This is a genomic window from Mycobacterium sp. 663a-19 (assembly GCF_035616495.1).
GTDB lineage: Bacteria > Actinomycetota > Actinomycetes > Mycobacteriales > Mycobacteriaceae > Mycobacterium.
Genome location: NZ_JAPJAV010000001.1, coordinates 197918 through 220303, shown reverse-complemented (window position 1 = coordinate 220303; position 22386 = coordinate 197918). Strand labels below are relative to the sequence as shown.

General features: G+C 67.0%; 23 protein-coding genes. 7 read left to right on the top strand and 16 right to left on the bottom strand.

From position 1 onward, the window contains the following. Positions 1–74: 74 nt before the first annotated feature. Genes OQ968_RS01150 through OQ968_RS01140 form a run of 3 tightly spaced genes read right to left on the bottom strand, consistent with a single transcriptional unit; the run spans position 75 to position 2192 of the window. Positions 75–1319: a cytochrome P450 gene (locus tag OQ968_RS01150; protein WP_324673824.1), complete on the bottom strand. Its 1245-nt coding sequence runs from the start codon at positions 1317–1319 to the stop codon at positions 75–77. 1 nt (position 1320) lies between these two features. Continuing rightward, entirely contained in the window at positions 1321–1515 is a 195-nt protein-coding gene (locus tag OQ968_RS01145; RefSeq protein ID WP_324673822.1) for a ferredoxin, read from the bottom strand. A gap of 11 nt (positions 1516–1526) precedes the next feature. Further along, positions 1527–2192 carry a helix-turn-helix domain-containing protein gene (locus OQ968_RS01140; protein WP_324673820.1) on the bottom strand — a complete coding sequence of 222 codons (666 nt, stop codon included), beginning with the start codon at positions 2190–2192 and terminating at the stop codon, positions 1527–1529. 104 nt (positions 2193–2296) lie between these two features. Between OQ968_RS01140 and OQ968_RS01135 the strand changes: the two genes are divergently transcribed. Next, complete coding sequence (locus tag OQ968_RS01135) at positions 2297–2542, top strand: hypothetical protein (RefSeq protein ID WP_324673818.1); 246 nt, start codon at positions 2297–2299, stop codon at positions 2540–2542. A 53-nt stretch (positions 2543–2595) separates the two neighbouring features. Here the strand turns inward: OQ968_RS01135 and OQ968_RS01130 are convergent, their stop codons facing one another. Next, positions 2596–3417: an SDR family oxidoreductase gene (locus OQ968_RS01130; protein ID WP_324673816.1), complete on the bottom strand. Its 822-nt coding sequence runs from the start codon at positions 3415–3417 to the stop codon at positions 2596–2598. Positions 3418–3558: 141 nt separating this feature from the next. On the opposite strand from OQ968_RS01130, the gene OQ968_RS01125 reads away from it, so the two are divergent. From OQ968_RS01125 to OQ968_RS01110, 4 genes are all read left to right on the top strand, one after another. Next, positions 3559–4326 carry an SDR family oxidoreductase gene (locus OQ968_RS01125; protein WP_324673814.1) on the top strand — a complete coding sequence of 256 codons (768 nt, stop codon included), beginning with the start codon at positions 3559–3561 and terminating at the stop codon, positions 4324–4326. 47 nt (positions 4327–4373) lie between these two features. After that, entirely contained in the window at positions 4374–5102 is a 729-nt protein-coding gene (locus tag OQ968_RS01120) for an SDR family NAD(P)-dependent oxidoreductase (RefSeq protein ID WP_324673812.1), read from the top strand. A gap of 7 nt (positions 5103–5109) precedes the next feature. Then, positions 5110–5976 carry an ABC transporter substrate-binding protein gene (locus OQ968_RS01115; protein WP_324673810.1) on the top strand — a complete coding sequence of 289 codons (867 nt, stop codon included), beginning with the start codon at positions 5110–5112 and terminating at the stop codon, positions 5974–5976. 89 nt (positions 5977–6065) lie between these two features. Then, positions 6066–7667: a multicopper oxidase family protein gene (locus tag OQ968_RS01110; RefSeq protein ID WP_324673808.1), complete on the top strand. Its 1602-nt coding sequence runs from the start codon at positions 6066–6068 to the stop codon at positions 7665–7667. Here the strand turns inward: OQ968_RS01110 and OQ968_RS01105 are convergent. Genes OQ968_RS01105 through OQ968_RS01070 form a run of 8 tightly spaced genes read right to left on the bottom strand, consistent with a single transcriptional unit; the run spans position 7655 to position 16769 of the window. Further along, positions 7655–8482, bottom strand: coding sequence for an alpha/beta fold hydrolase (locus OQ968_RS01105; protein ID WP_324673806.1), 828 nt, complete (start codon positions 8480–8482; stop codon positions 7655–7657). The genes OQ968_RS01110 and OQ968_RS01105 overlap by 13 nt on opposite strands. Next, entirely contained in the window at positions 8482–9471 is a 990-nt protein-coding gene (locus OQ968_RS01100; protein WP_324673804.1) for a cyclase family protein, read from the bottom strand. The genes OQ968_RS01105 and OQ968_RS01100 overlap by 1 nt, the downstream gene beginning before the upstream one ends. Continuing rightward, positions 9459–10289 (bottom strand): coniferyl-alcohol dehydrogenase, encoded by an 831-nt coding sequence (locus OQ968_RS01095; protein ID WP_324674990.1) that lies wholly within the window; start codon positions 10287–10289, stop codon positions 9459–9461. The genes OQ968_RS01100 and OQ968_RS01095 overlap by 13 nt, the downstream gene beginning before the upstream one ends. Before the next feature lie 20 nt (positions 10290–10309). Then, complete coding sequence (locus tag OQ968_RS01090) at positions 10310–11617, bottom strand: LLM class flavin-dependent oxidoreductase (RefSeq protein ID WP_324673802.1); 1308 nt, start codon at positions 11615–11617, stop codon at positions 10310–10312. Positions 11618–11619: 2 nt separating this feature from the next. Next, positions 11620–13353 (bottom strand): FAD-binding protein, encoded by a 1734-nt coding sequence (locus OQ968_RS01085; RefSeq protein ID WP_324673800.1) that lies wholly within the window; start codon positions 13351–13353, stop codon positions 11620–11622. After that, positions 13350–14267: a 3-carboxyethylcatechol 2,3-dioxygenase gene (locus tag OQ968_RS01080; protein WP_324673798.1), complete on the bottom strand. Its 918-nt coding sequence runs from the start codon at positions 14265–14267 to the stop codon at positions 13350–13352. Before OQ968_RS01080 ends, OQ968_RS01085 begins: the two co-directional genes overlap by 4 nt. Beyond that, positions 14215–15897 carry a bifunctional 3-(3-hydroxy-phenyl)propionate/3-hydroxycinnamic acid hydroxylase gene (locus tag OQ968_RS01075; RefSeq protein WP_324673796.1) on the bottom strand — a complete coding sequence of 561 codons (1683 nt, stop codon included), beginning with the start codon at positions 15895–15897 and terminating at the stop codon, positions 14215–14217. The genes OQ968_RS01080 and OQ968_RS01075 overlap by 53 nt, the downstream gene beginning before the upstream one ends. Further along, positions 15897–16769, bottom strand: a complete 873-nt coding sequence (locus OQ968_RS01070) for an alpha/beta hydrolase (protein WP_324673794.1) — start codon at positions 16767–16769, stop codon at positions 15897–15899. The genes OQ968_RS01075 and OQ968_RS01070 overlap by 1 nt, the downstream gene beginning before the upstream one ends. A gap of 98 nt (positions 16770–16867) precedes the next feature. On the opposite strand from OQ968_RS01070, the gene OQ968_RS01065 reads away from it, so the two are divergent. Together OQ968_RS01065 and OQ968_RS01060 are read left to right on the top strand one after the other, a co-directional pair. Next, positions 16868–17545: an IclR family transcriptional regulator gene (locus tag OQ968_RS01065; protein WP_324673792.1), complete on the top strand. Its 678-nt coding sequence runs from the start codon at positions 16868–16870 to the stop codon at positions 17543–17545. A gap of 14 nt (positions 17546–17559) precedes the next feature. Beyond that, positions 17560–19176 (top strand): FAD-dependent oxidoreductase, encoded by a 1617-nt coding sequence (locus OQ968_RS01060; RefSeq protein WP_324673790.1) that lies wholly within the window; start codon positions 17560–17562, stop codon positions 19174–19176. 93 nt (positions 19177–19269) lie between these two features. Here the strand turns inward: OQ968_RS01060 and OQ968_RS01055 are convergent, their stop codons facing one another. The 4 genes from OQ968_RS01055 to OQ968_RS01040 all read right to left on the bottom strand — a co-directional run bounded on the left by OQ968_RS01055 (position 19270) and on the right by OQ968_RS01040 (position 22288). Beyond that, complete coding sequence (locus OQ968_RS01055) at positions 19270–19623, bottom strand: nuclear transport factor 2 family protein (protein ID WP_324673788.1); 354 nt, start codon at positions 19621–19623, stop codon at positions 19270–19272. A 140-nt stretch (positions 19624–19763) separates the two neighbouring features. Beyond that, entirely contained in the window at positions 19764–20237 is a 474-nt protein-coding gene (locus OQ968_RS01050) for a hypothetical protein (RefSeq protein ID WP_324673786.1), read from the bottom strand. Positions 20238–20256: 19 nt separating this feature from the next. Beyond that, positions 20257–21141, bottom strand: a complete 885-nt coding sequence (gene meaB, locus OQ968_RS01045) for a methylmalonyl Co-A mutase-associated GTPase MeaB (RefSeq protein ID WP_324673784.1) — start codon at positions 21139–21141, stop codon at positions 20257–20259. Positions 21142–21148: 7 nt separating this feature from the next. Next, the gene (locus OQ968_RS01040) at positions 21149–22288 is read right to left on the bottom strand and encodes a thiolase family protein (protein WP_324673782.1); all 1140 of its coding nucleotides are present in this window, start codon (positions 22286–22288) and stop codon (positions 21149–21151) included. Between the last annotated feature and the right edge of the window lie 98 nt (positions 22289–22386).

The following is a 22386-nucleotide window of genomic DNA, read 5'->3' as shown; positions in this document are numbered from 1 at the left end:
AGCCTTCGGGCGGGTAGAGCGAAATGGTGCCTGATTGAGTCGTCATCGTTGACCCTCCATTCGGATCGGCTGGGCTACCATGTCACCGGCAATTCGTACACGCCGTAGGCGAGCCGGTCGTGCTTGAACGGGATGTCCTCGATGTCGACCGCCAGCGCCAGCGTCGGGACGCGACGGAACAGCGTGCGGTAGACGATTTGCAGCTCCGCGCGGGCAAGCTGCTGGCCCACGCACTGATGTCGGCCGTAACCGAACGCCACATTGCGGTCGGCACCCGCGCGGTGCAGATACAGCCGGTCCGGCTCGGGGAAGACGCTTGAATCCCAGTTGGCCGGTGCCAGGTCGATGATGATGCCTTCCCCGGCACGAATGACCTCTCCCGCGATGGGGATATCTTCGAGCGCGACGCGGCGCTGACCGTTCTGGATGATGCTGAGGTAGCGCAGCAGCTCCTCGACGGAGCTTGCGATCACCTTCGGGTCTTCGGCGTCGCGAATGACGGCCAGCTGCTCCGGATTCTGCAGCAGCGCAAGCACACCCAGGCCGATCATGTTCGAGGTGGTCTCGTGCCCGGCGATCAGCAATCCGGTGCCCAGTTGCGCGGCCTCCTTGACGCTGAGCTCGCCGGCCTTGACCCGTTCGGCAAGGTCGGACACGGCGTCCTCGGCCGGGTTTTCCATCTTGGCCTCGACCAGCCGGGCCAGGTACTTGTGCAGGCTAATCGCGCCCTTGACGGTGTCCTCGCCGGTCGCATAGCGCGCCAGCCCGACGTTGGCGTGATGCTGGAACATGTCGGCGTCCTCGTAGGGCACCCCGAGCAGCTGGCTGATCACCAGCGACGGCACGGGCAACGCCAGCGCGGTGACGATGTCGGCGGGCTGCGGGCCGGCCAGCATCGCGTCGATGTGGTCGTCGGTGATCTGCTGGATGGTCGGGCGCAGACCTTCCACCCGCTTGAACGTGAACGGCTTGGACAGCATCCGCCGGAACCGGGTGTGCTCCTCGCCGTCGGAGGTGAAGACCGATCGCGGGCGCTTGTGCACCGTGGACAACATGCCCGCGTTCCAGTGCGGGAATCCGGGCACCCGGTCGTCGACGCTGACCCGGGAATCCGAAAACAGCTCGCGCACTTCCTCGTAGCCCGTGATGAGCCACGGTGTGCTGCCGTCCCAGATCCGGACCCGCGACAGCGGCTTGCTCGCCGCCAGCGCCATGACGTCCGGGGGCGGGGCGAAGGGGCAGCTCGCCCGCCTGGCCATCGGGTACTCCGGAATCTCGGCGGTGGCTTGGTTTTCGGTGCCTGTCAGCGTGTCCGACATTTCATTCCTCGACGTGGATGGCCTGCGCGGGGCAGGCGGCGGCGGCCTTGCGTGCGCCCTCGGCCTGCTCGGCAGACGGGTGCTCGGTGAGTAGGACGACAACGCCGTCCTCGTCGCGCTGGTCGAAAACCTCCGGCGCGTTCATGACACAGTTGCCCGAGGATGCGCAAATGCTTTGGTCGACAGTCACTTTCATCGCGACGCTTTTCATTCGTTCGGCGTGACGGGCGCCAGCCACAGCCCCACGATTGCGTCGATGAGGCCGGATGCCGCGCCCCGCCAGGAGGTTTGGTGCATGGTCGAACCGGCCGCCAGCGCGCGTTCCCGGTCGGCGCAGGTGTGCATCAGCAGGTTGCGGGCCATGATGTTGCGTTCGAACCGCACCTCGGCCGGCAGGTTGGGCAGGCAGCTGTTGATGCCGTCGACAACCTGAACCAGTGACGGTGAGCTGAGCGCACCCTTGACGATGATGTTGTAGTAGGCCGGATCGGTCATCGCCTGGGCCGCGAAGCGCGCGTACCAGGTGGGATTACCCAGGTCCGCCAGATGGTCGGTGAGCGGGCGCACCAGGCAGGCCACCCAGTCCCGCATGTCCGCCGGCCCGCCGGAGTCCAGCAGCTCGGCCACCATTTGTTCGCGAAGCTGTTCGACGGGGCCGCGGTGCTTCTGCTCGATGGCGCGCACCAGGTCGGCCTTAGTGCCGAAGTGATAGCCCACCGCCGCGTTGTTGCCCTGCCCGGCGGCCTCGCTGACCTGGCGATTCGACACGGCGAACATGCCGTGCTCGGCGTACAGCCGCTCGGCCGCCGCCAGGATCGCCTCCTGGGTGGAGCTGGCCCGCTCTGTGCGAACGGCCCTGCCTGCCGTGGTCATTGCACCAGTCAACCGCCTCCGCCGTTTTAAGTCAAGCGCTTGATTTAACACGGCCGCATCGAAACGCGCATCGGTTCATGGATCTGCGCATGCGAACATGCAATATGCCTAAGACGATCCAGATCCGCGGCATCGACGACGCGGTGTACGCCGCGTTGGTGCGCCGCGCCGGGTATGAAGGGACCACCGTTCCCGAGTTGCTGCGCAGGACGGCCGCCCGGTTGGCCGCGCGGCCGCCGGTCGCGCAGTGGCTGGCCCGCACCGGCCGGCGGCCGTCGGCGGTATCCACTCCTGAGGTGTTGGCGACATTGGACGAGTGGCGAGGCGAGTGGCCAGATGCTGATCGTTGACGCGTCGTGGCAGCAGATGTCGACCGTCCGAAGCAGGTAACCTGCAAAGCTTTTCAATCAGACTTGCCTGAGTCGCTCCGGCGGCGGATCGGCTTGCCGGCGACCGTTCCGCCGTCCACCGGCAGCACGGTCCCGGTGACGTAGCGCGACCGGTCGGTGGCGAAATACAACGCCGCCTCGGCGATGTCGTCGGGGGTGCCCTCGCGTTTCAGCGGGCGGTCCTCCCGCATCGTCTGGCGAATCTGCGCCTCGAACCGCGCGAGCTGCTCGGGATCCACGTCCAGCGCCGACTTCGACACAATCGGCGTGGGAATGTTGCCCGGCGCGATCGCGTTGACCCGAATCTCATAGTGCGCCAACTCGATTGCCGCGGACTTGGTGAACTGGATGACCGCGGCTTTGGATGCGCGATAGGTCATCACGCCGCCGCCGGCCTGGATTCCGCCGATCGAGGTCATGTTGATGATGGATCCCCCGCCGTGGGCGGCCATGTGGCGGGCCGCATCTCGGGTTCCGGCCATCACGCCCAGCAGATTGACCGCCATGACGCGGTGGAAATCGGCCAGGTCGTCGTCGAGGAATCGGCGGTGCATGGCGCTCGGCACTCCGGCGTTGTTGACCATGACGTGCAGGCCGCCGAACTTCTCGACGGTGGCAGCCACCAGCGCCCCGACCTGCTCGGGATCGGAGACGTCGGTGCGGCGAAACAGGGCGTCGGCGCCCAGCTCGCGCGCCAGGGCTTCGCCCCCGTCCTCTTCGACGTCGGCGATGACGACGCGCGCGCCCTCGGCGACGAATCGCTCGACCGTGGCCCGGCCGAGGCCGGACGCACCGCCGGTGACGATGGCGACTTTGCCCGCCAGTTCGTTGACCACGCGACGAGTTAATCGGCATTGGCTATGTTAAGTCAAGCAGTTGATTTAAGATCGCGGACGCTCTTGCGGGGTTCCGGTCGCCGGGAATGAGCGCAATGATGAGAGGGCCAATTCATCGGCTATCTCGGGGAGGGCTCCATCATGAAGGTGTTGGTCATCGGCGGCAGCGGACTGATCGGATCGCAGGTCGTCGCCAACCTGACCGAGCTGGGACACGAGGCGATCCCGGCCTCACCGCGCTCGGGTGTCAACAGCGTCACCGGCGAAGGACTCGCCGAAGCGGTGGCGGGAGTGCACACGGTGGTGGACGTGTCCAACTCGCCCTCCTTCGACGACGAACCCGTGATGCAGTTTTTCACGACGTCGACCAGAAACCTTCTCGCCGCGGAACGGAACGCCGGCGTGCAGCACCACGTTGCGCTCTCGATCGTGGGTGCCGACCGTGCCCCGGACAGCGGCTACATGCGTGCCAAGGTTGCCCAGGAGAAGCTGATCGAGGAATCCGGCTCCCCTTATTCGATCGTGCGCGCGACTCAGTTCTTCGAATTCGTCGACGCCATAGCCGATTCCGCGACCGACGGCAACACGGTCCTCCTGCCGGACGGGGCGTTCCAGCCCATCGCCGCCAAGGACGTCGCCACGGCCGTCACCGGCGCGACGATCAGCAATCCGACCAACGGCTTCACCAATATCGCCGGCCCCGAAAAACTCGGCATGGACGACTTCATCCGGACCGCGCTCGCCGCTTCCGGCGATCCGCGCCAGGTGGTGGGCGACCCCACGGCCCGCTACTTCGGTACCAGGCTGGACGAGCACACCATCGTTCCCCTCGATAGCGAGAACCTGACGATCTACCCCACCCGTTACAGCGACTGGAAGGCCTCCCGGACTCTCAGCGGTGCGCAGTAGGCGTCCGTCAGCCTGACGTGGAGTCAACACCGATGCCTCGGGTCGCAATGATCACTGGAGCCAGCCGTGGCATCGGCGCGGCGACCGCGCGGGTTCTTGCCGAATGCGGGTTTCGGGTGGTGGTCAACCACCGCGCCAGCGGCGCGCAGGCGGAGGAGGTGGTCTCCGGCATCACTTCGGCCGGCGGCGATGCCGTCGCGATACAGGCCGATGTCACCGCTTCCGGTGATGTCTCCGCCATGACCGACGAAATCACGCAGCGCTGGGGCGGGGTGGACGTCTTGGTGCACAACGCCTTGATACCTTTCGCCGTCACCTCATTCGCCGAGCTCACTTGGGAACAGCTCGGCGGCAAGGTGAACGCGGAGCTGCACGCTGCATATATGCTGACGAAAGCCGTTGTGCCGGATATGATTTCCCGCGGTTATGGCCGATTGATTTATCTCACTACCGGGCTGTCCCGGCGTCCCCGCGATGGAATGATCGCGCTGGGCACGGCGAAGGCTGCCTTGGACCAGTTCGTTCGATTCATCGCACTCGAGCTGGCGCCGCACGGGATAACCGCCAACCTCGTCGCACCGGCCACCGTGAGTGGAACAACGGTGACCGGGCAACTCACGTCGGAGCGGATGCGTCAGCTCGCAGAGAGTGCACCGATGGGACGGCTGGTAACGCCGGACGAGGTGGCCCACACGATAGCGTTCTTGGCAAGTGAGGACTCTGGTTTCACCACCGGACACTATCTGCCGGTCAACGGCGGCCTCGCGATGGACTGAACGCGCCATGCACACGATCGACCTGGCCTATGTCGGGCGCGGTATTCACGAAGAGCTGGTCGCTTATGTTGCCGACCAGGAGGGCTACTTCGAAGCTGAAGGTGTACACGTCGCCGTCAGGGACGGAATCGGCTGGGACACAGAGCGTCTGCGCTCCTGTGCGACGATCGGTCTCGGCCGGGCCCTGTTATCGCGCTTGACCGATGGCATCGAATGGACGGTGCTGAGCGTGAATACCCATCGTCCACTGTTCTGGTTTCTCGGCGGCACCGGGGTGACATCCATGGCGGACCTTCGGGGACGGCGGCTGGCGGTACACGCAGCGCACACAGCCCCTGGATGCTTCGCACGGATCGTGTTACGCCGGCACGGTCTTGACCCCGACCGCGACCTCGAGTGTGTGGCGCGGTCCCCGGGTGACTACCAAATGGATCTGCGGAAGCTCCGAGATAACTCGATTGACGCGGCCTATGTCGGCAGCACCCTGGCACCCGAACAGGTCGCCGACGAGGAAGGCTTTCACGTGCTGGCCTGGGTGGGAGACCACTTCCAGATTCCCACTGTCGGAGTAGCGGTGGATGCGGCCAGTATCGAGACCGACAGCTCGGCGTTGCAAGCGGTAGTGCGGGCCAACCGGCGCGCCCTGCAGACGATTGCCGAGAGACCCGAGTTGGCCATCGATTACATTGCGTCGTTTCTGAACCGGCTGACGCGCGATGAGGCGCAACGCCACTACCAGAACTACATTGGTCCATACTTCACCTCCGATGGCCGGGTGGACCTCGACATCGCCCGTCAGGCGGTCGACGCGGTCGCGGCCGAACTAGGCGTCGCCTCGACGCCTGCTGAGCAGATCTACCAGCGCGCCCGATAACAACGCATCCGAATAGTTGCGTTCCGGCTGCCACCCGAGCACGGTAAAAGGGCGCCGGGGACGGTTTGACCGACAACAAGGAGCGATCGATGCCCGAACTGCCCACGAGCGGGGTCCCCTTCGAGACGACGCAGCTCACCAGGCGCGGCTTCATTGCCGCCGGGATCGCCGGCGGCCTGACACTGGCCGCCTGCGGCCAATCGAAGCCTCATGCAACGGGCAGCGCCGCTCAAATGGCCGCCGCCATCGCCGCGGCCGAGGCGGCCCGCCCGCACAGCGGGCGCACCGTCACCGCGAGCCTGGCCCCGCAGCCGGCGCAGATCGACTTGGGCGGACCCGTCGTCCATACACTGGCCTACGGCAATTCCATTCCCGGACCGCTGATCCGGGCCCGCATCGGTGACGAGCTGGTCGTCACGGTCTCGAACCGGCTCGACCACCCGACATCGGTGCACTGGCACGGGATTGCCCTGTGCAACGACATGGACGGGGCCGCACCCGCGACCCCCAACATCGCTGCGGGCCAAGACTTTACCTACCGGTTCTCCGTCCCGACGCCGGGTACCTATTGGGCCCATCCGCACACCGGGCTGGACGCCGACATGGGGCTTTACCTGCCGGTCATCGTCGACGATCCAACCGAAAGCAACTACGACGCCGAATGGATTGTCGTGCTTGACGATTGGACCGACGGCGTCGGAAAGTCCCCGCAACAGCTCTACAACGAACTCACGAGCCCGAACAACCCACCCAAGTCCAGTGCGCCCACCACGACAGAGACGACCTCGACAACACCTACAACTTCGACCTCCGAAACGACCTCGACTTCGGCCCCGGCGACTTCGACGACCGAGGCGCCACCGGCCGGCGTCGGCAGGAGCGACCTGCTTGGCGGCGACTCGGGCGACATCGCCTACCCGTACTATCTGATCAATGGCCGAATTCCCGCGGCCCCGGTCACTTTCAGCGCCAAGCCGGGGCAGCGAATCCGGATCCGCTTCATCAACACCGGCTCCGACACCGCCTTCCGCGTCGCGCTGGCCGGCCACTCGATGACGGTCACCCACACCGACGGTTACCCCGTGGTGCCCAGGCAGGTCGACGCCCTGCTGATCGGCATGGCCGAACGCTACGACGTCATCGTGACCGCCGCCGACGGCGTCTTCCCTCTGGTCGCGCTCGCGGAGGGCAAGGGCGCCCTGGCGCGCGCGTTCCTCTCCACTGGAGCCGGCAGCCAATCCGACCCGGGATTTCAACCGGCCGAACTGACAAAGCGCGTGGGCACCATCGACATGTTCACCGCCACCACACCCGCCAACCTCGGTCGCCCGGAACCCGGCCTGGACCTTCCGGTCACATTGGGCGGCAACATGATCCAGTACAACTGGACGATCAACGGCGAGCCCTACAGCAAGACGGATCCCCTGCAGATCCGAGAGGGCCAGCGGCCCACCATCACGTTCGACAACACGACCGCGATGTATCACCCAATACATCTACATGGGCACACCTTCCAGCTGATCAAGGCCGACGGCAGCCCCGGCGCGCGCAAAGACACGGTGATCGTCCTGCCGAAGCAGAAGGTTCTCGCCGTTCTGGTCGCCGACAACCCCGGATCGTGGATGCTGCACTGCCACAACACCTACCATCAAGAGGCCGGGATGCAGACCCGCCTGGACTATGTTTTCTGACCTACCGTCGCCAGGAAGTCCAGCAGCAACTCGTTGACCGCCGCCGGCTGTTCGATCTGCGGGCAGTGACCCGCGTTGCCGATCACCGCCGAGCGGGCGCCGTCGATCTGCTTGGCGATCTGAGCCGCCCAGCCGGGCGGAAGGAGCTTGTCGTCTCCCCCCTCGACCACCAGCGTCGGCACATCGATGCGCTCGTAGGCCCGCGCCGCCGGCGGAGTCGGGGACGGCGCGGCGCCCGGGCGACGAAACCGGGCGGCGGCCACGGCCTCCCAGGCCCCGGGCGCGGTGCTCGACTCGTGGCGGCGGCGCACATAGTCGTCGTCGGCCGGATAGCCCGGGTCGTGGAACAGCGCCTCGACGATGCGCCGCATCGCCGGCACGGTCGCGTCGTACTGCTGTAGCGCCTCGAAGTGTCGGTTCTGCTGGATTTCCCCACCCCCGCAGATGATCACCAGGCTGCGGATCGGCAGCAGCGGCGCATCCGACGTGGCGTCGGTGAGCAGGTTGATGGCACCCATCGAGTTGCCGACGAAGTGCGCCGAGTCGATGCCGAGCGCCTCGCAGAAGCGCGCCACGTGTCGGATCCGCATGCCGCGGCCGTCGACGAAGTCGATTACCTTCGCCGACTGCCCGAACCCCAGCTGGTCGAGGGCCAACACGCGATAGCGATCAGCCAGCGCGGCGATGTTGCGTTCCCAGCCGAGCTCGGCGCTGGCGCCGAACTCGCCGCCGTGCAGCAGCACCACCGGGTCGCCGGCGCCGGCTTCGAGGTAGCTGGTGGCCAGCCCGTCGACCAGCGTGGTCTTGCGGTGCATCACTTGATCGCGATCGGATTCACCGGCGACCCGACGGCGCCGACAACCCTCAAAGGTGGTGCGGTGAGCTGGAATTCGTACACGCCGTCGGCAGCGCAGTCATCGGCCAGCGCGGTGAGGTCCCAGTACTCGCCGAACATCAGCCCCATGTCGCGCAGGCACAGTAAATGCAGCGGCAGGAAGACCCCGTCGACGCCGGACACCAGGTCCTCGACCTGCAGGTTGTCGGCGGCGACCGCGGCGACCTCATGGTCGTGCAGCCACGAGGCGCATCGCCAGTCCAACCCGGAGTAGCCCTCCATCTTGTTGCCGGTCTGCAGAAACCTTGTCCACCAACCGGTTCGGATCAGCACGATGTCGCCGCGCCCGATCGTCACCCCTTGGGCGCGAACCACGTCGTCGAGTTCCTCCGGTGTGATCGGGTTGCCGGGTTCGAGGAAGACCTCCGCGCCGCGGTGGCGAACCAGGTCCAGCAGCACCCCGCGCGAGGTGATGCCCTTGCCGTCGACCTTGTCGATGCCGCAGTGGTAGGCGCCCATGCTGGTCACCGACCCCGCCGGGAAACCGTTGTAGAGCTTGTCGTCGTAGTAGACGTGGGACAACGCATCCCACTGGGTGGCGGCCTGCAGCGGCATGATGATCATGTCGTCGTTGAAGCGGAACGGGTTTTCCGCCATGTATTGACTCAGCTGCTGCGCCAACGGGTTACGCGCCCACCCGGGCCCGTACCTGGCCAGTGTGTTCACATCGCCGCCGTCGATCGTCATGACGTGCACCGGGTTGTGGCGGAACTCGAAGGCGCCCTGCGGTCCCGACGCCCCGAAGTCCACCCCGAGCGGAAATACCTTGCCGTGCCGGACCAGGCTGGCGGCTTGAGCAACCTTGTCCGGCGTGATGAAGTTCAGCGTGCCCAGCTCGTCGTCGCTTCCCCATCGCCCCCAGTTGGAGACGTCGCGGGCGACCTGTCGGAATTCGGTCACGCTGGCCACGGGGCCCTTCCCTCCTCGAGTTCACGGGCGATCGCAGCGCCGACGTTTCCGCCGTCGACCCAGACGACTTGGCCCGAGATGTAGCTGGCTGCACGGCTATTCAGGAACAGCAGAACCGACGCCTGTTCGGCGGCGCCGGCGACGCGCCTCAACGGCTTGGGGATGTCGTCGAGAAAACCCTGCCCGTACGCGGTCCGCAGCTGGTCGAGGATCGGCGTCTCGGTGACCCCGGGGCCGGTGCAGTTGATGCGGATGCCCCGCGCGCCCAGCGGTGTGGCGCTTCGCATGGTGTAGAGGATGACCGCCTCCTTGGACAGTTGGTAGCCGCCGCCGGTCAGCTCGTCGGGGTGATCGTGGCACCAGTCGATGCCCTCTTGCATCGTCGCGGTATTCAGCAGCGGCGCCACGTCGCGCAGGTGTTCCCGGTATCCGGCCGCCGCCAGGGAGGACACGCTCACGATGGCCGACCCCTCGGCCATCCGGGGAATCAGTGCCTCGGTGAAATGCCGCAGGCCGAGGAAGTTGATCGCGACGACTAGCGGCGGATCGCCGACCCCCGAAGAGACACCGGCGACGTTGAACAGCGCGTCGACCCGCCCGCCGATGGACGCCGCGGCGCGATCGATCGATCCCGGGTCGGCGAGGTCGACCTCGTGAAAGTCGTTGATTTCGAAGGCCGGCCGGTGTTTGTCCAGACCGACGACGTCGGCGCCGAGGTCGGTGAGCTGGCGCACCACGTGTTCGCCGATGCCCGACGCACAACCGGTCACGACCGCGCGCCGGCCGTCGTAGCGCCAGAGCTCGTCGATCTGACTCAACACTCAACCCGCTTCCGGCATCACTTGCCCTGCTCCTGCTCCTTGGCGCGCCGCGCCGCCTGGACACGCCCCTCGTTGATCTCCGCCATGGCTTCGGGGATCTCGCTGGCGGTGAACTTACCGCCGCGCCCGGTCGGCAGGCCACCGAAGGAGTAGTTTTCGTCGAATTGCGGTGCCGTCGATTCGGGGCGCCGCGCCTCCACCTTCTCGATGACGGGTGCCAACCGCGCGGCCTTGTCGGCCACCGCCTTTTCGTGACGTTCGATGAACTCGGGCAGCACCTCTTTGCCCATCAACTCGATCGATTCCATGGTGCCCTCGTGGCTGCGCGGGTTGAGCAGCAGGATGATCTCATCGACGCCGCTGTCTTCGTAGCCGCGCAGAAACTCGCGGACGGTGGCCGGAGAGCCGATCGCGCCGCGTCCGGGGCCGTACGCCAGCGTCGGGTCCTTCTCGACCTCTTCGAGGTAGCGCTTCCACACTCCGGTCCGCCCGGGGGTGTGAATGCCGGTCATGTAGTAGTGCATGATGCCGAACGAGAAGAAGCCGCCGCCCTGCCCGAGCCGTTTGAGCGCCTCATCGTCGGTCTTGGCGACCATCATCGACAGGTCGCCGCCGATCGCGAGGATGTTCGGGTTGATCTGCGGGGTGATCGGGACACCGTTCTCCTCGAACTCCTTGTAATAGCCGTTGACCCGCTCGGTCAGCGGGCCGGGGCCCGTGTACGCGAAACTCAAAGCACCGATGGCTTTTTGGGCCGCCATCTGCACGCTGGCCGGCCGGGTGCAGGCCACCCAGACCGGGGGGTGCGGCTTTTGCATCGGCTTGGGAATGACGTTGCGGGCGGGCATCTGGATGTGCTCGCCCTTGAACCCCGCGAAGGGTTCCTCGATCATGCATCGGATAGCGACCTCGAGGGCCTCTTCCCATTGGGCGCGCTTGTCGGCGGGGTCGATGTTGAATCCGCCGAGCTCACCGACCGAGGAGGATTCCCCGGTGCCGAATTCGACGCGCCCGTTGGAGAGCAGGTCCAGGGTGGCGATGCGCTCGGCCACCCGGGCCGGGTGATTCACCGCGGGCGGAAGGTGCATGATCCCGAACCCCAGCCGGATGTTCTTGGTCCGCTGGCTGGCCGCGGCCAGGAATATCTCCGGCGCGGTGGAGTGGCAGTACTCCTCGAGGAAGTGGTGCTCGGTGAGCCAGACCGTCGAGAACCCGGCCTTGTCGGCGGCCTCGACCTCGTCGAGGCATTCCTGCAGCAGGACGCGTTCGTCGTCGGGCTGCCACGGGCGGGGCAGGGCGAACTCGTAGAACAGCGAGATTTTCATCGTTACCTCCTATGAGAATTAACGGTTCGGGTGGCTGGTTGGGCGGCAAGGTGTTTGGCCGCGACGAAGCCGAAGGTCATCGCCGGGCCGATCGTCGCCCCGGCGCCGGCATAGCTGCGGCCCATCACCGGCGCGGCGGTGTTTCCGACCGCGTAGAGTCCCCGCACGACGGTGTCGTCGGACCGCAGCACCCGCGCGTATTCGTCGGTGCGCAGGCCGCCCGACGTCCCGAGGTCGCCGAGCACGATTCGGAACGCGTAGTACGGCGGACCCGTCAGCGGGTACAGATTCGGGTTGGGCAACGTCGGGTCGCCGTAGTAGTTGTCGTAGACGCTGTCCCCGCGGTTGAAGTCGTCGTCGTGCCCCTTGCGGGCGAGTTCGTTGAAACGCGTTGCCGTTTCTATGAGTTGGCGCGCCGGCACGCCGATCTTGGTCGCCATCTCGTCCCAGCTCATCGCCGCCTTGACCACGCCGGATTCCAGCCAGGCCGGCGGGACCTTGCGCCCCGTGGGCACCGGCGCCCCTGGGATTTTGGGCAGCGGCAGGTGGCCGCCGATGACATAGCGGTTCCAGGACCTGTGGTCGGTGATGAGCCAGCACGGGATGTGGGTGACACCGGATTTTTGGCCGTCGATCATGGCGTGGCCGAAGTCCATGTACGGCGCCGCCTCGTTGATGAAGCGCTGGCCTTCGCCGTTGACGATGAACTGCGCGGGCATCATCCGTTCGTTGAGCATGAATTGCATGCGGCGGTCGGGCCATTGGATCGCCGGGAACCACCACGCCTCGTCGAGGAGATCGGTTGCCGCACCTACTTTTTGGCCGGCGCGGATGCCGTCGCCGATGGACGCGGGGTTGCCGAAGCTCCAGTCCTGGTCCACGACGGGTAGCTGTTCTTTGCGCCAGGCAAGGTCGTGATCGAAGCCCCCGGAAGCCAGGATGACGCCCCGGTGGGCGCCGATCCGCTGCTTGACGCCGTGTCGCTGCAGCACCACTCCGGTCACCGATCCGTCGGCATCGGTGAGCAGCTCGACCATCGGCGAGTCCAGCCACAGCGGGATGCCGCGCTCCCGCATCGCCAGCCACAGCCGCGCCGCCAGTGACTGTCCGATCGCCGCCATCCGCTCGTCGAACACCCTCGCCCTGACCATGCGCCAGATCAACTTCAGCAGGACCCCTTTGCCGGCCCACGACTGCCTGATCCGATAGAAGGTCCGAAGCTCCTTGGGGCCCAGCCAGATTCCCTTGGGCGCGAGCGCCAGCGGCTTGAGCAGCTTGTCCTCGTCGGGCCCCAATTCGCGCAGGTCGATGGGCGGAACGTTGATCGTGCTGCCGAGTTCGGAGCCGCCGGGCAACTCCGGGTAGTAGTCGGCATAGCCGGGCTTCCAGACGAACTCAAGCCATCCGGACAGCTGTTCGAGGAACTCCAGCATCCGGGGCGCCGACTCGACGTACTGCCGGATGCGCGCCTCGCTGACCAGGCCGTCGGTGATCCTGCGCAGGTATTCGACGACGGCTTCGGGGTCGGGCACGTAGCCCTCCCTGCGCTGTGCGGGCGCGCCGGGCACCCAGATGCCACCGCCGGACAGGGCGGTGGAACCGCCGAAGTGGGACGACTTTTCCACCACCAGCGTGTCCAGCCCGCAGGCGTGCGCGGTGAGGGCGGCGGTCATGCCGCCACCACCGGATCCGACGATCAGCACGTCGACAACGTGATCGAAGCCCCCGTCGGTCATTGCGGCGTCGCCGTCCTGATGGCGAAGCCGGCGATCAGCTCGGCGGCCGGCTTGTAGTAGCGCATCACGGTCTGGTACGGCCCCGCCGATTCCAGGGCGGCGAAAGCCGCCACCCACGTTCTGATTTCATGCGCCGACCCGCCGCCCTCGTGCACCACGAACGAGTTCGACCACTGATCGAGGTCGTCCAGCCGCCCCGCGTCGATGATCTCGAGGAAGCGATGATCCCACGCCGGGTTGAGCGGCTGCAGGTCGCTTTCGCCCGCGGCGAAGTTCTTGGCCGCGTCGATCACGGTCGCCTGCCGGTCCTGCCGCTGCTCGGGCGTCATCGGCCGGCCGTGCACGATCCGTTCCAGGACCGCCGGGGGTGCGGTCGCCAGTGTCGGCACCGGAGGGCTGTGCGAGAGCCCGCCGGATCCGATCACCAGGACCCGCTTGTCCAGTGTCGCCAGATAGGCGCCGACGGCGGCACCGAGCGCGCGGCAGCGATGCAGCGGCCCCAACGGCACCGCGATCGCGTTGACAAAGACCGGTATCGTCGGCCGCGCGGTGGCGTCACCGAAGAGCCGCTCCAGCGGTTGGACGGTGCCGTGGTCGACGTCCATGCTGGCCGAGACGGCGACGTCGACGCCCGCGGCGAGCACGGTCTTCGCGCATTCGGTTGCCAGCTCCTCGGGCACATTCAGGGGACCGGCGTGGGTGCCGTAATCGCCAACACCGTTGGCGCTCAGGCCGATACAGAACGGCGGCATCACCTTGTAGAAGAACCCGTTGTAGTGATCGGGTGAGAAGATGACCACGAGCTCGGGGTCGTAATCTTCGACGAACGCGCGCGCCCGCGCGATCGCGCCCTCGACGTCGTCAAGCAGGTCCCGCGACGGCCCCGGAAGATTCAGGAGCGGACTGTGGGACATACAGCACAGAGCCAGAGCCACTTCGGCGATCACCCCCTCCCGGGGCGAGCGCGAGGGCATCGAAGAGGGCTTTGCTCAGCTCGGGCGCGCGCTGGGCGATGCAGGCGCCCGCGACGCACCGATCGGGCCGCAGGAACACCACCGATTCCGGGTGCGTGTCGAACCAGGATTTGACGTCGCCGGATGGGTCGCCGACGACCACGACATCGGGGTCGTCGTGCCCGGTCCAGTGCAGCTGAGTCGAGGGCCGCAGCGCAATGAACCTCGCTCCCATGGCTTTCCACGCCGCGAACGACTTTTCGCCGAGGATCTCGCGCGGGTTGTTGTTCCAGCACAGCACCGCGAACCAATTTCCCAGCACGTCGTCCAGCAGGATGTTGTGCTGGCTACGGGTATCCACGCGGGGCTGGGTGAACAGGGTGCCGACCGGCGATTCGGCCCGGCGCGGCGCGTTGTGTACAACCGCGCCCTGCTCGTAACGCGGCATCGGCTTGAACCGCATCTCCAGCACATATCGCTTGAGCGAGGGCACAATTGACGCGGATCGCACGAGCAGGTCTCGCGCCGTCGCCACCCGCCGGTTCGTCGGCGAGATCACGCGACCGACCATGGTGGAAAGGTCGATCATCGCCCGCGCGTGCTTGCGGCGCTCGACGTCGTAGGTGTCGAGCAACGCGTCGGCGGCCTGGCCGTTGACCACCGCCGCGAGCTTCCAGCCGAGGTTGGCCGCGTCCCGGATGCCGCTGTTGTAGCCCTGCCCCTGCCACACCGGCATCAGATGCGCGGCGTCGCCGGCCAGCAATAGCCGGCCCCTGCGGAATGCGCCGGCGATCCGGGAATGGTGGGTGTAGACGCGCCGCCGGATCACGTCGACCCGGTCGGGGTGCGGCACCATGCGCGCCAGCATCCGGGTCAGGAAGGCCGGGTCCTCGGCCTGCTCGTCGGACTCGTCGGCGTGAATCATGAACTCGAAGCGGCGAATTCCGTGCGCGATCGAGATCGAGGCGTACGGGCGTTCGGGGTCGGCGCCGACCTCGCTGTTCGGGTGCCCCAGCGGGTCGTTGGCGATGTCGACGACCAGCCAGCGGGTCGGCGACGTCGTTCCGTCGAAGGAGACGTCCATCATTCGCCGGGTCATGCTGCGGCCGCCGTCGCACCCGACGACGTAACGCGCCCGCACGGTCGAGGTGTCGCCGTCGCCGCCGAGCTCCACGGTCACCCCGTCGTCGTCTTGCGCGCAGGCCACCATCGGGCGGGCCCACCACACCTCGACATGCTCGAATCTGTCCAGGCCGACGAGCAATTCGGCGTCGACGAGCGGCTGCACGAAGCCGTTGCGTTTGGGCCAGCCGAAACGCGCGTCGGGCGGGGCCATTTCGGCAAGCACCCGGCGCTTGGCGTCGACGAAACGCAGAATCTGGTTAGGCACGGTGTGCGGCAGGACGCGGTCGACCAGGCCTATCGACTGGAACGTGCGCAGAGCCTCGTCGTCCAGCCCCACCCCGCGCGGGTAGTCGATGAGCGTGTCCCGCTCCTCGACCAAGAGCGTGCTGACTCCCTGCAGGCCAAGGATATTGGCTAACGTCAACCCGACCGGCCCGGCGCCGACGACCACAACGTCGACCTCCATCAGCGCCCCAGCAGGAAGTCGAGGTGCAGGCGGTTGAAGGTCTTGGCGTCCTCGTACTGGGGCCAGTGGCCACAGCCGGGCATCACCTCGAAGCGCGCATCGGGGATCATCGACGCGATGCGGCGCCCTTCGGTCACGTCGGCGGTCGGGTCGTCGCTGGTCCACAACACCAACGTCGGCGCGGTGATCGACCCGTATTCCGCGGGGCCGAGTATGTTGCGCGCCCGAATCTCGGTGTCTTGCAATGCCATGATGTCGCGCATCGCCGCGACGAATCCCGGTTGGCGATAGATCCGCTGGCGGCTGGCGACCAGGTCGTCGTAATCCTTGGACTTGTCGGCCATCAACCATTTGATGCGGGCCTGGACTGTCTCCCACGTCGGATCCTCGGCGGCGGCCATGGACAACGTGATGATCCGTTGCATCACAGCGGGATCGGCCTGGGAGCCACCGGCGGTGTTGAGGACCAGCCGGTCGACCACGTCCGGATGGTCGACGGCGGCACGAGCGGCCACCCAGCCGCCCAGCGACTCGCCGCTGATGCTGGCGCGATCGACGCCGATGGTGCGCAGCACGGCCATCAGGTGCTCGACGTAGTGGTGGACTTCCAGCGGGTGGCCCGGCTTGTCGGTGTATCCGTGCCCGAGCATGTCGATCGCCCAGGTCCAGAAATACTCGGCGTGCGCCGCCAGGTTGCGGACGTAGGCCTCCGCGTGCCCCCCGGAGCCGTGCAGCAGCAGCAGCACCGGCTGGCCGGGATCGCCGGCACGCAGGTAGCGGGTGCGGATTCCGCCGGCCCCTCCGGCCATGAGGTAACCCTGCGAAAACGCGACGCCCTGGAGATCGCTCCATATGCTCTCGAACTCCGCCACGGTTCCTCTCCGCCGGTAGCCTTGCATTGTGCTAATATCGCACATTGATGTGCGTTATATATTAGAGCTTCGCTCTCGCATGGAGGTCTGTCAAGGCTGTGACGGGTTCTGGCACCGGCTCGCAAACCCTGGCCAGGGGCCTGACGGCGCTGCAGATGGTGGCCGATTCCCCGGCCGGGCTCACCGTGCAGCAGCTCGCCGACCAGGTCGGAGTGCACCGCACCATCGCGTATCGCCTGCTTTCGACGCTTACCCAATTCCGGTTGGTGGCCAAGGGAGAGGACGGGCGGTACCGGCCGGCCGCCGGCCTGGCGGTGCTCGGCGCGTCCTTCGACCGCAACGTGCGCCAACTGAGTCTGCCGGCGCTGCGCGCGCTGGCCGACGATCTCGGCACCACGGTGTCGTTGCTCGTCGCCGAGGGTGACCAGCAGGTGGCGGTCGCGGTGATCGTGCCGAGCCATGTGGCCTACCAGCTGTCCTTCCACGAGGGCAGCCGATATCCGTTGGACCGCGGCGCGGCCGGGATCGCCTTGCTCGCGAGCATGCCCCCGCGCCCCGGCGAACGGGATCTGGTCGCCCGCACTCGGCAGCGCGGCTGGGTGACGACGTACGCGGAGATCGAGCCCAACACCTACGGCCTCGCGGTGCCGGTCCACCGCCAAACGCCGTCCCCGCCAACGTGTATCAACCTCATTTCCCATCGTGAGGATGTGGTGATGCGAGGTAAGGATGCGGTCATCAGGGCCGCCAAGCAATTGTCCGAGCTACTGAGCTGAAGGGATATCAGTCCATGCCTTGGGACTCCGAAGTCGATGTCGTCGTGCTCGGCAGCGGCGGAGCCGGACTCACCGCCGCGCTGTCTGCGGCCGCCGCCGGCGCATCCGTCGCCGTCTTCGAGAAGGCACCGACCGTCGGCGGGACCACCGCGGTGTCGGGCGGCATCGTGTGGATCCCGGCCCATAACCGTTCTCCCGACGGGGAATTGACGATAGCGGACGCGTTGCGCTATCTGCGCGCGCAGTCCCTTGGCTCGATGGACGACGTTCTGGTCGAGACGTTCGTGCGCACCGGCCCGGCGATGCTCGACTTCGTCGAGGCGCACAGCGGTCTGCGCTTCGAGATCGCCACCGGCTTTCCCGATTACCAGCCGGAGCTGCCGGGAGGACAACCTACGGGCGGCCGATCGCTCAGCGCGGTCCCGTTCGATCTCGCGCAATTGGGCGAATGGGCCACCCGGATCACGTTGTTTCCCGCCGATTGGTCCAACGTCGGCTTCGATGCCGAGACGCGGGCCCGGTTGCACGCGGCCATCGACGAGCGGACCAGCCATCTGTGCGTGGCCGGCACCGCGCTGATCGCGGGGCTGCTGAAGGGGCTGCTGGATGCCGGGGTGACACCGCAGGTGAACGCGCGCGCCGAGCAACTCGTGGGCGAGGGCGGGGAGGTCACCGGGGTTCGGGTGGCCCTGCCGGGACGCAGCGTGAGCGTGCGTGCCCGCCGCGGCGTCGTCCTGGGCACTGGCGGCTTCGAGTGGGATCCCGTTCTGGCACAGGCATTTTTACGCGGACCGATGCACGGGGCGGTCTCCCCGCCGAACAACACCGGGGACGGGTTGCGCATGGCGATGGCTGTCGGCGCGGAGCTGGGCAACATGGGCGAGGCGTGGTGGGTGCCGATCGTGCAAATCCCCGGCGACACCATCGACGGCAAGCCGCGCAGCCGCAGCGTGCGCCTGGAGCGCACCCGGCCGAGGAGCATCATCGTCAACGCGGCCGGCCGCCGGTTCGTCAACGAGGCATGCGATTACAACTCGATGGCCGGCGCCTTCCACTACCTCGACCCCCGCGGCGGATACGTGAACGACCGCGGCTGGATCGTCTTCGACTCGGTGCACCTGCAGCGCTACGGATTCCTGGGTGTTGCTCCCGGACAACCGGTTCCGGACTGGTTCTGCGAGTCGGCCGACCTCGCCGAGCTGGCCACCAAGACGGGCATCGACGCCGACGGCCTCACCCGCACGGTCCGGGAATGGAACCAGCACGTGGCCGCGGGCGCCGATCCCGACTTCGGCCGCGGATCGAGCGCATACGACGGCTACTGGGGCGACGACAGCGCCACCACGCTGGCCGGCAAGACGCTGGGCCCGATCGACACCGCGCCCTACTACGCGGTGCCGGTATGCATCGGCGCGATGGGCACCAAGGGCGGACCGCGCACCGACCCGGACGGCCGCGTGCTGCACGTCAACGGCGAGCCGATCACCGGATTGTTCGCCGCGGGCAACGCGATGGCCGGCGCGACCGGCCGGGCGTACGGCGGTGCAGGCGGAACCCTCGGCCCGGCAATGGTTTTTGGTTACCGGGCCGGACATGCGGCCGCCACTGGCAAGTCCGTCGACCTCCAATAGCTGTGTCTTGCGCCTTGCCTTCGCCGAACGTGAAACCGTTGCGAAGGATCTGGCCAATTTTCGCAACAGTTTCACGTTCGGCGCCGCGGGAGGCTAGCCTACGAGATACGTACCGTGGCCTTCGATCACAAGGTCGCCGCTGAACCGCAAGACTTCGCAGACCAGCGCATCCTCTTGGTTGCGGTACACGATGGCGATGGTGTCGATTCCCTGATAGACGCCTTCGATGTCGAAGCGGAGGTTGGGAGTCTGCTGCAACGCCTGGGTCCAGTAGCGACGCAGCGCAGCCTTGCCGTGCACAATCCCCGCCGTGTCCGGCAAGAGCTTGGCCGCAACCGGTGAAGTGAACACCACGTCGTTGTGAAAGTGCTCAAGGACCGACTCCACGTCGTGGGCATTCCATGCTTCTGCCCACTGCTGACTAAAGGCGACGGCGTCAAGGCTCACGGTGGACACGCTAGTAGCCAACGCGGCCGGCGGTCCAAGCATTTTCGGACGCAGTGCCTCCGCCTTGCGCCGAACGTGAAGCTGTTGCGAAGGATCTGGCCAGTTTTCGCAGTGAGTTCACTTTCGGCGCGGTGGACGAATTAACTTGCGTACGCGGGGCCTTCGGGCAACATGTGCCGACGCACGAGTTTGCGCCAACGCCGATGCCGGTAGCGATAGATCCCCTTCGCGAGCGCCGCGACGAAGGGAGTCGCGGCTCCGGCATCGATGTCGACGGTGTCGCTGTAGCGACTCGAACGCTCGTCGATCGGTTCGACGTGCAGCGTGTGGTTCCACGCCTTGAGGAGGCCGCCGTGCTCGTGGGTGCGTACCGTCTTGCGGTCCTGGTCCACCTCGACGATTTCGATCGTGTGCCGGTAGGCCGGTATCAGATGGAAGGCGAACAGCCATCCCGTGCCGCGCTCGCCCAGGCGCAGATTCTCCGAGCGTCCCGACAATGCCGGAAAGCCAAGCAGGCCCTTGCACACATAGAGAAAGGTGACCGGTGACAGCATCGCCGACCACACCCGGTCGGCGTCGGTCGGCAGGATCGTTTCGATGTGGACGGTTCGCACCACTACTCCTTCGGCAGCTTCAATCCTGTTGATCCGTCGGGGACAGCAGTCGTTCGGCCGCCGTGTACGGATCGTCGCGCCCGTCGACCACCGCCTCGGCGAGGCGATCGAGATCCGGCCGGGTGCGCAGCCGCGTTTGCGCCAACGACAGGATCTGCGCTCGGGCGCGGGCCAGCCGGCGCTCGCGGCTGTCGCTGCGGTGATGGTCGTCGATGACGGCCACCAGTTCCGAAATCCCTTCCCCGCGAGCGGCGACGAGGCTGACGATCGGGGCCTTGGTCTCAGCCCGCAGGTCCCGTATGGTCTGTTCGGCGCCGTCGCGGTCGGCCTTGTTGACCACCACGATGTCGGCGACCTCCAACACGCCCGCCTTGGCGGCCTGCACGGCGTCGCCCGCTCCGGGATTCAGGATGACGATGGTCGGGTCGGCCACGGCGGCGATCTCGATCTCCGACTGCCCCACCCCCACCGTCTCGAGCATGACCACGTCGTAACCGATCGCCCCCAGCAGGCGGATGGCCGCCGGAACGGCGGCGGCCAGGCCCCCGAGATGGCCACGCGTCGCCACCGAGCGGATCAATACGTCGGAGTCGTTGATATGCGCGGCCATTCGAATTCGATCTCCGAGCAGCGCACCGCCACTGAACGGCGACGACGGGTCCACGGCCAGCACGGCCACGCGGCGGCCGCGCTCACGGTAGGCGCCGACCAGGGCCGCGATCGTCGTCGACTTACCCGCGCCCGGCGGTCCGGTGATGCCGATGACGGGGCCCGCGAACGCCGGCGCGGACCCGATGTTTGCCAGCACCTCGTCGCGGCGCTCGCCCTCGACCAGACTGAGTAGCCGACCCGCCGCCCGCGGAGACCCGTTGCGGGCTCCGGTGATCAGGTCGGCGATGGTCATTGGGGCATTATGGAGCAGCGACCTCGATGACCGTCGCGGAGCCCATCCCGCCGCCCGCACACATGGCCGCAACCCCGATTCCGCCGCCGCGGCGGCGCAATTCGTGCACCAGGGTGACCAGCATCCTGGCTCCGGTCGCCGCCACCGGGTGCCCCAGCGAACAGCCGCTGCCGCTGACGTTGACCTTGTCCGGGTCGAGATCGAGGATCTTGACGGTGGCCACGCACATCGCGGCGAATGCCTCGTTGATTTCGAACAGGTCCACATCAGAGATCGAAAGCCCCGCACGCCCTAGGGCTTTCGGGATCGCCTCGACCGGCGCCAAGCCGGTGATCGCCGGGTCGACGCCGACGGACGCCCAGGACCGCACCGTGGCGAGCGCGGCTAACCCGAGCCGGTCGCTGGCGATGGTCAACGCCGCGGCACCGTCGTTGGCGCCGCAGGCGTTGCCGGCGGTGATCGAAAAGCCCTCGATCTCCGGATGCAGGGGCTTGAGCGCGGCCAACTTCTCCATGCTGGTGTCCCGACGGGGATGCTCGTCGACCGAAAACAATCCATGCGGCGTCTCGATCGGCACGATCTCCTCTTTGAAGCGGCCCTCATCGATCGCGGCGATGGCGTTGCGGTGCGACCGCAGCGCCCACGCGTCCATCTCCTCGCGGCTCACGCCCGCCTTGACCGCGGCGTTCCACCCCACGGTGATCGACATGTCGAGGTTGGGCGCGTCGGGACGGTCCGGGTGCGTCGGCGGGAACCAGTCGACCCACTCGCCGTCCAGTTGCATGCGTGAGCGCGGCGACGTCGACGCCGAGTTCACACCCCCGGCGATGACGAGCTGATCCATCCCGGCCCGCACGCTTGCCGCCGCGCTCTGCACCGCCGCCTGCCCGGCCGCGCAGTGCCGGTTGTTGGCCAAACCGGGCACCTGCGGCAGGCCCGCCGTGATGGCCGCGTGGCGGGCCAGCACCCCGCCGCCGTAGAGGCCCTCGCCCAGGATCACGTCGTCGACCTGCGCGGTGTCCAGCGTCGCGGCGGCCTCGGAGACGACGTGATTCGCGAGGTCAAATGCGCTGGTGTCGCGCAGCGTTCCCTTTCGGGCGGTGCCGATCGGGGTGCGCAGGGCGGACACGATGACGGCTTCAGGCACGGTTCTCTCCAGTTCAGCGAGCGCGTTGCGGGGCCCGGAAGCCAATCCGCACATTCATGAGAACACTATTCTCTCATTTTGAGAGTCAGAGTTGCAAG

Bases quoted from the DNA above. Each gene is read 5' to 3' on its own strand.
- OQ968_RS01150 (WP_324673824.1), bottom strand. From the start codon at position 1,319: ATGTCGGACACGCTGACAGGCACCGAAAACCAAGCCACCGCCGAGATT.
- OQ968_RS01145 (WP_324673822.1), bottom strand. From the start codon at position 1,515: ATGAAAGTGACTGTCGACCAAAGCATTTGCGCATCCTCGGGCAACTGT.
- OQ968_RS01140 (WP_324673820.1), bottom strand. From the start codon at position 2,192: ATGACCACGGCAGGCAGGGCCGTTCGCACAGAGCGGGCCAGCTCCACC.
- OQ968_RS01135 (WP_324673818.1), top strand. From the start codon at position 2,297: ATGCCTAAGACGATCCAGATCCGCGGCATCGACGACGCGGTGTACGCC.
- OQ968_RS01125 (WP_324673814.1), top strand. From the start codon at position 3,559: ATGAAGGTGTTGGTCATCGGCGGCAGCGGACTGATCGGATCGCAGGTC.
- OQ968_RS01120 (WP_324673812.1), top strand. From the start codon at position 4,374: ATGATCACTGGAGCCAGCCGTGGCATCGGCGCGGCGACCGCGCGGGTT.
- OQ968_RS01115 (WP_324673810.1), top strand. From the start codon at position 5,110: ATGCACACGATCGACCTGGCCTATGTCGGGCGCGGTATTCACGAAGAG.
- OQ968_RS01110 (WP_324673808.1), top strand. From the start codon at position 6,066: ATGCCCGAACTGCCCACGAGCGGGGTCCCCTTCGAGACGACGCAGCTC.
- OQ968_RS01105 (WP_324673806.1), bottom strand. From the start codon at position 8,482: ATGCACCGCAAGACCACGCTGGTCGACGGGCTGGCCACCAGCTACCTC.
- OQ968_RS01090 (WP_324673802.1), bottom strand. From the start codon at position 11,617: ATGAAAATCTCGCTGTTCTACGAGTTCGCCCTGCCCCGCCCGTGGCAG.
- OQ968_RS01085 (WP_324673800.1), bottom strand. From the start codon at position 13,353: ATGACCGACGGGGGCTTCGATCACGTTGTCGACGTGCTGATCGTCGGA.
- OQ968_RS01080 (WP_324673798.1), bottom strand. From the start codon at position 14,267: ATGTCCCACAGTCCGCTCCTGAATCTTCCGGGGCCGTCGCGGGACCTG.
- OQ968_RS01075 (WP_324673796.1), bottom strand. From the start codon at position 15,897: ATGGAGGTCGACGTTGTGGTCGTCGGCGCCGGGCCGGTCGGGTTGACG.
- OQ968_RS01060 (WP_324673790.1), top strand. From the start codon at position 17,560: ATGCCTTGGGACTCCGAAGTCGATGTCGTCGTGCTCGGCAGCGGCGGA.
- meaB (WP_324673784.1), bottom strand. From the start codon at position 21,141: ATGACCATCGCCGACCTGATCACCGGAGCCCGCAACGGGTCTCCGCGG.